General features: G+C 64.9%; 9 protein-coding genes. 6 read left to right on the forward strand and 3 right to left on the reverse strand.

The annotated features are described in order from the left end of the window. The coding region (locus A6Q79_RS17700) for a DNA/RNA helicase domain-containing protein (RefSeq protein WP_317698884.1) at positions 1 to 310 on the reverse strand (310 nt) is incomplete at its 3' end. A 136-nt stretch (positions 311 to 446) separates the two neighbouring features. On the opposite strand from A6Q79_RS17700, the gene A6Q79_RS17705 reads away from it, so the two are divergent. From A6Q79_RS17705 to A6Q79_RS17715, 3 genes are all read left to right on the forward strand, one after another. After that, positions 447 to 839, forward strand: a complete 393-nt coding sequence (locus tag A6Q79_RS17705) for a DUF4238 domain-containing protein (RefSeq protein WP_286689394.1) — start codon at positions 447 to 449, stop codon at positions 837 to 839. Positions 840 to 946: 107 nt separating this feature from the next. Then, a complete protein-coding gene (locus A6Q79_RS17710) occupies positions 947 to 1,450 on the forward strand; it encodes a hypothetical protein (protein WP_317698885.1) in 504 nt (167 codons plus the stop codon). Further along, the gene (locus A6Q79_RS17715; protein ID WP_317698886.1) at positions 1,450 to 1,974 is read left to right on the forward strand and encodes a hypothetical protein; all 525 of its coding nucleotides are present in this window, start codon (positions 1,450 to 1,452) and stop codon (positions 1,972 to 1,974) included. Before A6Q79_RS17710 ends, A6Q79_RS17715 begins: the two co-directional genes overlap by 1 nt. Positions 1,975 to 2,095: 121 nt before the next feature. On the opposite strand, the gene A6Q79_RS17720 is transcribed toward A6Q79_RS17715, so the two are convergent. After that, the gene (locus tag A6Q79_RS17720) at positions 2,096 to 3,274 is read right to left on the reverse strand and encodes a hypothetical protein (RefSeq protein WP_286689391.1); all 1,179 of its coding nucleotides are present in this window, start codon (positions 3,272 to 3,274) and stop codon (positions 2,096 to 2,098) included. Between the two features lie 251 nt (positions 3,275 to 3,525). Between A6Q79_RS17720 and A6Q79_RS17725 the strand changes: the two genes are divergently transcribed. Both A6Q79_RS17725 and A6Q79_RS17730 read left to right on the forward strand, forming a co-directional pair. Further along, on the forward strand, positions 3,526 to 4,449 hold the full coding sequence (locus A6Q79_RS17725; protein ID WP_286689390.1) for a hypothetical protein: 924 nt from the start codon (positions 3,526 to 3,528) through the stop codon (positions 4,447 to 4,449). Continuing rightward, positions 4,434 to 7,943, forward strand: a complete 3,510-nt coding sequence (locus tag A6Q79_RS17730; RefSeq protein ID WP_286689389.1) for a DEAD/DEAH box helicase — start codon at positions 4,434 to 4,436, stop codon at positions 7,941 to 7,943. The genes A6Q79_RS17725 and A6Q79_RS17730 overlap by 16 nt, the downstream gene beginning before the upstream one ends. Before the next feature lie 44 nt (positions 7,944 to 7,987). Here the strand turns inward: A6Q79_RS17730 and A6Q79_RS17735 are convergent, their stop codons facing one another. After that, positions 7,988 to 9,364 carry a site-specific integrase gene (locus A6Q79_RS17735; protein WP_286689388.1) on the reverse strand — a complete coding sequence of 459 codons (1,377 nt, stop codon included), beginning with the start codon at positions 9,362 to 9,364 and terminating at the stop codon, positions 7,988 to 7,990. 389 nt (positions 9,365 to 9,753) lie between these two features. Between A6Q79_RS17735 and A6Q79_RS17740 the strand changes: the two genes are divergently transcribed. Next, positions 9,754 to 9,984 (forward strand): transposase, encoded by a 231-nt coding sequence (locus tag A6Q79_RS17740; protein ID WP_289017250.1) that lies wholly within the window; start codon positions 9,754 to 9,756, stop codon positions 9,982 to 9,984. The last annotated feature ends 614 nt before the right edge of the window (positions 9,985 to 10,598 follow it).

Consider the following 10,598-nt stretch of genomic DNA (forward strand, 5'->3'; position numbering starts at 1 on the left):
CCGTGCGTGAGTTGATCCAGTCCTTGTCGGTGCGGTTCCAGAACAGCTGCAGGCCGTCGATCTCGATGTCAGGCCTGTGCTTGTCCTTCTTGCTGACCCAGGGCCAGGCGAAGCCGGCGAGCACGCGGGAGAGTCCGTGGTCGGCGTCGCGCGCCATGATGTCCTCGCGCATCTCGCGGAGGTCGTCGTAGAGGCGTAGGTCGTAGTCGGGGAACTCGATCCGCTGCGCGGCTGAGCCCCGCAGCACGTCAGCGACGTAGTCGATGTAGGCCTCTCCAGCGAGGGTCCGCATCTGGGTCCAGAGGCGCACGTGCCGGTCGTCGTGCTTAGCCGTCTCGACCAGCGCCGTTACTGGCCGGAAGATCGTTTCCCAGCACCGTAACCCGTGGGGTCAGATCCCGATGACCGGTGGAGGGAAATCTTTAGGAGGCCGGTCGCGGGACTACATGGACCGTCTGCTCGCGACGCAGCAGCAACCCGATCCGAAAAGTCGTCGGCGCCACTACGTCCCGCGGACGTACTTGAAGCGTTGGGGGTTCGGTAAGCAGAACCGGCGTGTCTGGAACTTGGATACCGTGACCGGAGAGGCATGGGCGTTCTCGGTGAACGACATGTGTGTGGAGGAGAACTTTGATCGGGTCATCGGCCCGGACGGGGAGGCACGCAACCGGGTCGACGCCATGTTCGGTGTTGTCGATGCGGAACTCGGCCGTATCCAATCGCTGTTCGAGCGGCTCACGGACCCCGAGGATCTGGAGTTCGATGACCTCATCGGTCTCGGCGTGACGGTCGCGGTCCAGCGGATGAGGACTGCACAGCAGCGTCGGCTGCGCCTTTAGCACGACGCCTGGCTGGTCGCGCACAACCCTGAGGAGTTCAAGTCCATGAAGGACCCCTGAACCCGCTCCGGCTTGCCGGCATCCACACCGAGTTGCTGTACACGAGCATGTGGGAGGCGGCCGACGTGATGACGACCAGGTCCATCGAGGCGTGGGACGACCCCGAGGGCACGTTCTGGACGTGCGATGCCCCACTGTTGGTGCCGTTCCGCAAGAACAAAGGCCCCTCCCTGTTGGCAGCACCGCACATCCTGTGGCCGGTGACCCCGCATCGAGTCGTTGCCTTGACGAACGAGCCATCGGGGCAGAAGGCGATCACCCGGCTGGCCACACCGAAAGAGCGCGGTCTCGTGCGGCACGCGATCGAGCAGGGCCGAGAGCGGTGGATCTTTGCCTCACCGGAACAGAAGGACCGGCTGCCGAAGACGAAGAAATTCGGTCGACGGACGCAGATGCGAATGCGGTGCTCGCAGTGGACTCCACACGGCCTGTATGTCGAACCGCCGGGTTGCTGCGTCGAGCAGGCCGACGGGTTCTCTGCAGGCCCAGACGTTGCTTTTTGCGACCAGGAGCTGCACGTGGACGCGCCGGCGATGTGGGAGTACGCCTGATGGCGGTCTATATGGGTGACTTCGAGGATCTGTCGAAGCGGTGTCGAGGGCTCGGCGGCGGCGGACTAGCCGGTTTCCTTGCGGATGAGCGCATCAGCGCCCTTGGTTGGCCCGAGGACGTGGTCGAGCAGTGGCTTTACTGGTTCGCCGGATGGAGTTCCTTCCACGCCGACTATGGTCACGTGGACCTGACCTCTATCGAGTGGCACGACGAACTCATTCCGTCAGAGTCGTTCTTGACGATGCCGACCGGCCCGTCGGACGGTGACCTGCTAGACGAAAACGCAGAGAACGCCGAGCACCGATTGGAGTCCCGCAAGCATCTGGGAATCCCTGCGTACTGGGATTCTTATGGGACGTGGATGCGACGGCCGCTCCTGATCGACCGCGCGGCGCTGTTCCCTGCTTGGAATGGGCTCCAGGTCATCGAGGGCCGCACCCGGGTGGGGATCCTTCGGGGCCTCGTCCAGCGCGGCCGGTCGGTTGCGCCGGAGCACGCTGCTTGGGTCGCGCAAACTCGTTGAGGCAGAACCTCGGGTGCCTCGATTCGGCATCGCGTACAGGGTCTGCGAGTTGCGATAGGAAGGCATGGTGGCGATGTCCGTAGACGCCGGCGAGCCCGGTCGTCTGGCGCTCGGTGGGTGGCTACTTCGGGAAGGGCTCGCCGACCGGCCACGGGTCTCCCAGATTGAACCATTCGGCCTGCGGTCGCTCGGGGTCGACGAACGTCATGCGTCCGTCCTCAACGATGGATCGCCTCCAGAGCGGGAACCCGTCCACAGCGAATTCCGGATCGGGGTGCTCCCAGATCGTGTGCTGCTGGGTGCCCACGAAGGCGGGGTGGAGGTTCTTGACCATTAGAACGGCCGAAACGCCGCGGTGGTCCCAGCGGTCACCCCTATACCAGTAGCCGTCGGGCTGTCGGGCCGTGGCGGTCTCCTCCGTGCCGTCGGCGTGAGTGCGGAACTCCACGACCTCTGAGCCGTACAGGGCGTTGAGCATGTCGTGGTCGTCGAGAGAGATGCTGCTTGAGGCGACAGCAATGACGAATGGCGCGTTGAGGGAACCGTAGGCCGAGCCCTTGTCAGCCAAAGCGCCCCGGATGCCGTCCTCGTCGTGGACCCAGTGGGCTTCGCCGCCTCCGAAGATGCCGAGCGGACGTGCGCCCTTCCTGCCACGTGCCTCGGGCGATCTCGGCACGGCCCGGAAGCCGATCTTCCAGCCTGCGTCCTCATGGACGTAGCCAGGGAGGTCGTCGCGACGCTTGCCCTCGGCGAGTGTGTGTTGGTCGGGGTCCAACCCCGTGAGCCATCTCTCCAGTTGGCTTCGCAGCGGCCGTGCGCGTAGCGGAGCCTCGCCTTGCTTGACGACGTCGATCCAGAGGAAGAAGTTCGGGCTGTCCATCTTGTCGAGCGATTCGTAGACCGCGTTCACCCGGGCAGACTTGCCGACCGCGTCGTCGCTGAATGAGGCCGATCGTGCTTCGACATAGATCGACCGCCCGTCCTTTTCGGCAAGGAAGTCCGGTCGCCGACTCGTCCCTTCGAGATCCGGGTGGCAGGTCACGGCGTAGCCCATCCGAAGCAGGCATTCGTGTACGTATAGCTCGAAGAACGCCCCCTTGGACTGCCGGTCATCCTTGGACCGCAGACGCCCCCGAACGTCGGATTGTGCGTCGGGGCAGAGCCGAGAGAACCAGTCCTCGATTAGGGCACGAACCTGATCCCAGTACGGCCCGGAGACGCGGTCGAGGAACTGCGCATGGCTGTCCCCGTGCGACGCCGGGGAGGGATCCGTGCGATTCACTGCTGAGAAGATTGTCACCTCCCCTATCCCACCATGCTCAGGAAACAACCGAGGGCAAACAAGGTAGTGCCGAGTATCGACGTCAGCTACGAACCGCTCCGGGACCCCATCGCCATGCAGTTTCCTTTGAGCAAACGCATTGCAAGACAACGTCGTTCAACCACGACCGCCCCTTCGTTGCGGGATAGTGGACCTGTCGGTCTAGCCGAGCAGCATGAGTCAGAGGGTGTCCTCGTGATGCCGACATCGCGCACGTACCAGGAGCAACAATGACGAAAGCCATGGCGCCCGCCAAGGGCCAGGCGGCAACCGCTCTCGCTGCACTGACGGCCGCGCAGTCCGAAGAGTACGCCCGAACCCACCAGCGGCTGAGCATCCACGACTACCTCCCGGTGACCTTCCACGACGGCGCCGCCAAGGCAAGCAAATGCGAGTGGAGCTCGCACATTGCCGCCAACCTCACCCCCGAGGAGGCGGGCGCGCTCGCCTGGGTGCTCATTGACACGATGATGCAGGTCCGCTTCGGCCCCGCCACCCCTCTGTATGACACGTGGCGCGGACACACTCTCGCAGGGACCAAGATCCCGCCAACACACGATAAGACCATCGCCTCGTTCATCGAGCCGGTCTTCGGGCTGCCGGCCGCGCCGAAGAGCAAGGACCACCTGCACGGCCACGTCGGCGAGTGGCTCTGGCACCTGCTCACCAAGGACAAGACGGGCGTCCGCGTCCAACCCGACCCGAAGGGCGACGTCACCGACGCCGGCGCCGACGGGTTCTCCATCTACGAGAACGCCGCTGGCGCGCTGCGGTTCCGGCTGTGGGAAAGCAAGAAGAACACAGGGACCGGGCCGCTATCGACCAGCCTCAGCAAGGCGTACAAGCAGATCGCGGACAACGGCCAACGGTACGTCGCCAAGATCGTCGGCACATTCACGCCAGGTTCCTACGACGACGAGACGCTCGCGTTCATAGCCGAGGTCCCCGCCGCGTGGACTCAAGGCGACGAGCTTGTCGGCGCCGGAGTGACGCTCGCGACCCACCATCCGCTGCCCGACAAGCCGTTTAAGAAGATGAGCAAAAAGCTGCCGCTCCTCGACAAACCCGGCCAACTGCGCGGACTCGCCACCAGCATCGGCTGCTACGACGAGCTCGCTGAGACAGTGCGGAGGTACGCGTGGACCGCGCTCTAGCCGCCGAGCACCTCAACGCCGCCTTCGGCGAGGACCAGCTCACTGAACTCCCCACCGTACCCGAGCTCACCGATCTCATCGCCGAACTCGAGATCGAACTCGTTCGCGGCCTCACCGACAGCGGCTTCCGCGCCGACCTCACACCGCTGCGACGCACCGCCTGGTACCTGCATGGAATTGCCTCCACCGCCGAAGGGTTCCGGTACCCGCTCGAACAGCGTCGCCGCGCATTCGCCGTTAGCGCCCACGTCCTCGATCTCCTCCTCGAAGACCCAGCCGAAACCGACCGAGATCGACTCGCCACCGCGTTCGCCGCCCAGGTCGGCTACCACCGCGCCGACGAGAGCCCCAACGCCGGCGCCATCCACCGCAAGATGCGCGACATCGTGAACGAAGCAGCCGAGTTCACCGACAGCGCAGACGTTGCACTTCAAGCCGGAATCCTGTTCCTCGGCCTCGACATGGCCACCCTCAACCGGCGGCTACGCACGTGGGCAGCCTCCGCCACGGCACTGACCCGCGGGACCGATCTCGACAGCCTCGACGGCACAATGTTCGGTCCGACCCAGCGGCTCCTGCGCGGCGTCGCCGACCTCGTGAACTACCTACGGGAAGGCAGCACCGATGCGCTCGAAGCAGCCCGCGGACACCTGCGCCTCGTCGTCAACGACGAAGTCGGCCTTAGCGACCTCGACACCCGCTGGGTGGCGGGACATCTGCTCCTCCTCGCCGACGGGCTCGCCGACAACAGCATCTGGGCAGTCCTTCCACCCGACCTCCCCGCAGCCGTCAAGCAGGCGTTCACTCTCGACCAACAGCCCATCCTGACACTGTGGCCGCCCCAGCGCGCCCTCCTTGCCCACCCGACCCTCAGCCCCCTCGACCCCGCCACCACCCGGCTGCTCGTATCCGTCCCGACCAGCGCCGGCAAGACGCTACTCGCACAGCTCATCATCTGCGCTCACACCGCACTCGACGACCGCGACGTCTGCTACGTCACCCCACTGCGAAGCCTCGGCCGGGAGATGCGACAAGGACTCCGATCCCGACTGCGCTACCTCGACCGACGAATCGGCGCAGACCTCCCCGACGGTTTCGGTGCCAAGGTCCTGTTCGGCGACGACACCATCGATGGCGAAGAAGGCACTGGGCAGCTGCCGCAGGTCGAGGTCATGACGCCCGAACGCCTCATGAACGCGCTGCGGCAGAACCCACAGGAGATCCTGAGCCGGTTCAGTCTGTTCATCATCGACGAAGTCCACCTCATAGCCGAGACCGGCGGGCGCGGACTGCTGCTCGAAGGACTGCTTTCCCTGCTCGACGCCAGCAGCGCACGACTCATCCTCCTCTCCGGCGTGATGGGCAACGCCGCATCCCTCGCCGCATGGACTTCTGCCGGACAATCCGAAGTGTTGTTCACCGATGAGTGGAGAGCGCCACGACGGTTGCACGTCCTCATGGGCACCGAGAAAATCGAGGAGAGTCGCACCGACACCCCTGCTAGCCGCCGCGGTGGTAAGGACAAGACCCGCTACGACCTACGGGCCCACCTAGCGGTTCGCCCCACCAACGCCACCGAGCGGCACCTGGCCACCAGCAAGAAAACCCCCATCGGGCAGCTCGTCCTCGGCCCCGACAACAAGCGCATCACCGGGAGCGGCAACACCTCCACCGCCTACTCGACAACCGCCAAGACCGCCACACTCTTGCTCGGTGCCGGCAGCCTCCTCATGGTCGTATCTCAGCGAGCCACCGCACGCGATGCAGCGAAGGTCATGGCCGACCAACTCGATGAAGACCCGCGCTCCCAAGGCCTTGCCGACGCCCTAGTCGCACGCCTCGGCGAGGACCACCCCCTCGTCGGCACGGTCCGCAAGGGTGTGGCCTACCACCATGCCGGGCTGCCGGTTGAGGTACAAGAAGCCGTCGAAGACGCGATCCGCAGCGAGACCATCAAGGCCGTCGTCGCAACCAGCACCCTGACCGACGGCGTGAACCTGCCCGTCCGCACCGTTGTCATCGCCACCACCGAGTACGACGGCCAGGACCCCGCGTTCCGAATGACGGCCGCCCAACTTCTCAACGCCGTTGGCCGCGCCGGCCGCGCCGGCAAGGAGTCCGAAGGCTGGATCGTCCTGGCGTTGCAGAAGGCGCTGAGCGGCAGCGACTTCGACCGGCTCACTCCTGGCCCCGACGAGCTGGAGGTCCGCTCGACCGTCGCCAAGCCGTCCGCTCTTGAAGCTCTTGCCGAAGCCGAAGCGTTGGTCGCGCAGACACAGGGCGCGATCCTGCAGCTGACCCCGGACAAGGAGGCCGGAGGCTTCGTCAACTACGTCTGGTTCATCCTCCACGTCCTGGACCACGTGCCCGATCTCGTAAGCACCCGGACCTGGCGTGACGTTGTAAAGCGTCTTTTCGCGTTCACCCAGCTTCCCGAAAACCTCAAGGACCGGTGGATGGCACTCGCAGAACTCGTCGTGGGCGAGTACGAGCAGACGCCACCCGCGTCACGTCAACGTTGGGCGCAAGCCGGAACCAGCTTGGCCTCGGCTGCCGTGATCGAGGCGATCGCCGAGGAGCTTGTCGACCATGTGCAACAGCTCGGAGGCCTTGATGAGCAAACGCTCGCGGAAACTCTCGACGTGCTCTCCAGCCAAGGCGTGTACACCCGGCTGCTGAATCTGCCCGAAGCGAAGACGTACTGGCGCTTCCGAAAGTCACCCAGAGGGGCGGACATCGACGTCGATACCGACGCCGTGATTCGTGACTGGATCGCGGGACGAACACTCACCGAACTGGCCAACACCCACCTGAACACTGCGGTGCAGGACTCGGCCTTTCGACTCGAGCAGATGGTCGACGTCATCAGTGAAGGTGTCCAGCACTACCTGGCGTGGACCGTCGGTCTGGTCGTCGTCCAGGCCAACGACATCCTGCTGTCCCGGTTGAGCTCCGTGCAGCTCTTCTCTAACACCGCTGCCCACTTGCGATACGGCGTCGACACCCCTCTCGCGATCGATCTCCTCGTCAGAGACGTAAAGTCCCGGACCCTGGCGCAGCGCCTAGGGCGCATCGCTGAAGATGCCGGACTGGACGAAGAAGGCTTACGCGACTACTTGAGCAACCGGCACATCCAAGGATGGCGCACCGATCTCGGAGCGACCCCGACCGATGTCCTCGACCTGCTCCAGTACGTCCAGGGCACAGACCGACACAAGCTGGCCGAGATGATGGCAACCGGCGCCGTCACCGCTCAGTCTCGGCTTGAGGGTGACGAGCCCGTCGACCCGACATCGGTGACCGTGGCCGCGTCGGACGACGGCGATGAGCTCAAGATCGTGGCCGAAGACCGCTCGATTCTTGGGGTTATCGTTGCGCGTGATCACGCAGGCGTCTCGGCGGTGCTCGACAGCGGCCTGCTCCTCGACTTCACCCTTGAAGGAACCACCATGACGATTACACGCGCGGCGGCCGGTCAACTCAGTTTCCTGTAGCCCCGTCCGGTTGCCCGCGTTCGGTCGCGCTGAGCGTTCAATAGCTAGACGATCGCTGCGAGTAGTCTCAGCCTGTCGGCGTCGACGAACAGACCGGTTAGCGGTACGGATGCACCGACTTCGCGCCGCTCGAGCTCTCGGCGTGTTCTTCCAGTTGACAGTTCGCTGGTCACCGGATTACTTCGCGGGCGTCGGGGGCCGGTTGGATGGCTGTAGAGGACAGGTCGTGGGTGCGCTGGGCCACCCGGACGAGCGTCTTGCATTGGGCTCGCGGAATCTCGTTGAGCAGACTCATAATCGCGGGACCTGTCGTCGCACACCGGCGGTTGCGCCTGCTGATCGGTCGTGGGCAGCGGGCGTTTTGAAGTCCGGCGGTGAGGGGAGAAGGCTTCCACAGAGTTTCCTGCCGGGAATTCGGCCCGTGGCCGGCTCAGCGCGGTGTCGATCGCGTTGCGGGTCCGTTCACCAGACGTGGGCATCAGGTGGGTGTAGGTCCGCAGGGTGAAGCCGGGGTCGGCGCGGCCGAGGTATTCGCTCAGCGCCTTGATCGACTCGCCTGCGTCGAGCAGCGTGCTGGTGTAGAGGTGGCGGAGCGCGTGGGTGCCGTTCTCGCGCTCGGTTTCGATGCCCGCCTTCTCCAGGGCCGGACGCCAGATGTAGGTGTTGAAGTAGTTGCGGTTGAGCGCGCCTCGCCCTCGCGTCGTCATAAGCAAAGTGAAGGTGCGTTCCGATCCGTCGAGTCGGTCCCACGGAAGTGTCACCTCGCGAGGCGGGTAGCGAGTCATGTGCTCGTTGATCGCGTCGAGCACGGAGTCGGGCAGAGGCACGCGCCGTGTCTTGCGTCCTTTGGGCAGGCCGAAGAGCTGCCTGTTGCTGGCACCGAGTTTGACCTGGCGGACGATTTCGATCTCGCCCTTCTCGATGTCGATGTCGTCGGGGGAGAGGCCAAACATCTCGCCTTGTCGCAAGCCGAGGCCGGCGCCGAGTTGAGCGACCAGTTGGCAGCGCTCGGGGAGCGCGCTGCGGACGTTCGTGACTTGTCCGGCCGTCCACGGCGTGAGCTTGCGCTGCTCGGGCTTGGGTTGACACGCCGAGGGTGCATTGCATGGGTTCTTCTGGATCAGCGAGTCGTCCACGGCGGCGGTGAAGGCGGTGGAGACGTTGGTGAAGATGACCTGTTGATAGGTGGGGGCCAACTCGGACAGGCCGCGCAGCAAGGGCTGGATGGTGGACGGCTTGACGTCGCTCAGCAGTTTCGCGCCGAGGCCCGGATAGGCGTGCAGCCGTAAACGCAGTTCGACCGCCTCTCGTGTGCCCTCGTCGAACGTCTGAGCTTCCAGCCACTCCGCCGCGTAGTCCTTGAAGCTGATCTTGCCGGCGTCCGGATCGAAGTATTGGCCGCGCACGATGTCGGCAGACACCGTGGCCGCGAACCGATTGGCGTCTGTCTTGCGGGTGAAGGTCTTTGAGCGAGCGCCGCCACCAAGCTAGCGCCAACGGACGATGTACTTGAGCCGTCGTTCGCCGTCTCGGCTGCGACGTACGCGACGGTCAGTGGGCGCCATGACCCGTCCCGCTGTTCTCGCGGAGCCAGGAACGCACGTCGCTCGGGTCGTAGCGCAGGTAGCGCTACGACACGGAAGGCTGTCGGGCCAGTTCCCTTGTGCCGCCACTGGTAGAGCGTGTTGACGGGGACGCACAGGTACTCGGCGACCCCCTCGACCGTCATCAGGCGGTCGAGGGGACTGCTGCATCGATAGGTGACATCTGATCTGTGGTGCCGCGAGGTGCCGCTGAAAGGATGTGCACCATGCCCAAGCCCTACCCCCGAGAGTTCCACGAGGACGTCGTGCGGGTCGCTCGGAGCCGCGAGCCCGGCCACCTGTCGAAGTACATCGCTGCCGACTTCGGGATCAGCGAGTCGTGCCTGGCGAACTGGATGAAGACCGCGGACGTCGAGGACGGACTCAAACCCGGAACCACCGCGGCAGAGAACTCTGAGCTGCGTGAAGCGAAGAAGCGGATCCGCCGGCTCGAGTAGTGGGGGCACCTCCCGCTTGCGGGGGCGAACGAGGTCCTGCGGCGCGCGGCGGCCTACCTGTCACAAGCGAACCTGCCGGGAAAAGTCTCTTCCCACTCGTGAGGTAGCTCGCGGCTGACGGGATCGGAGTCTCGCTCAGCTGCAGGGTGCTCGGGCTGTGTCGCCAGCAGTACTACCGCTGGCTCGCTGCCCCGATCACCACCTCAGAGTAGGACAACGCCCACCTGTCCAACGCCGTCCTGGGCGCGCATGAGGACGACCCGCAGTACGGATACCGATTCCTGGTCGACGAGGTCCGAGCTGCTGGCTTCGACGTCGCTGAGCGGACGGTCTGGAAGATCTGCTCGGAGAATCGTTGGTGGTCGAGTTTCAGCAAGAAGCGCGGCCGCAACGCCAAGTTGGCCGGCCCACCAGTGCATGACGACCTCCTGAACCGTGTCTTCCAGGCCGGGAGGCCCAACCAGATTTGGCTGACCGACATTCCCACAAGCACTTCGTGCAGGGAGGTGCCCCCACCGAACACCCCACCGCCGAGGGGAAGGTCTATCTCTGCGCGCTCAAGACACCTGGTCCAACCGGATCGTGGGCTACTCCATCAGCGACCACATGACCTC

The organism is Aeromicrobium sp. REDSEA-S32_B7, from assembly GCF_001626145.1.
Classification (GTDB): Bacteria; Actinomycetota; Actinomycetes; order Propionibacteriales; family Nocardioidaceae; genus Aeromicrobium; species Aeromicrobium erythreum.

Coding starts and splice junctions, on each gene's coding strand:
- A6Q79_RS17705 (WP_286689394.1), top strand. CDS start 447: ATGGACCGTCTGCTCGCGACGCAGCAGCAACCCGATCCGAAAAGTCGT.
- A6Q79_RS17710 (WP_317698885.1), top strand. CDS start 947: ATGTGGGAGGCGGCCGACGTGATGACGACCAGGTCCATCGAGGCGTGG.
- A6Q79_RS17715 (WP_317698886.1), top strand. CDS start 1,450: ATGGCGGTCTATATGGGTGACTTCGAGGATCTGTCGAAGCGGTGTCGA.
- A6Q79_RS17725 (WP_286689390.1), top strand. CDS start 3,526: ATGACGAAAGCCATGGCGCCCGCCAAGGGCCAGGCGGCAACCGCTCTC.
- A6Q79_RS17740 (WP_289017250.1), top strand. CDS start 9,754: ATGCCCAAGCCCTACCCCCGAGAGTTCCACGAGGACGTCGTGCGGGTC.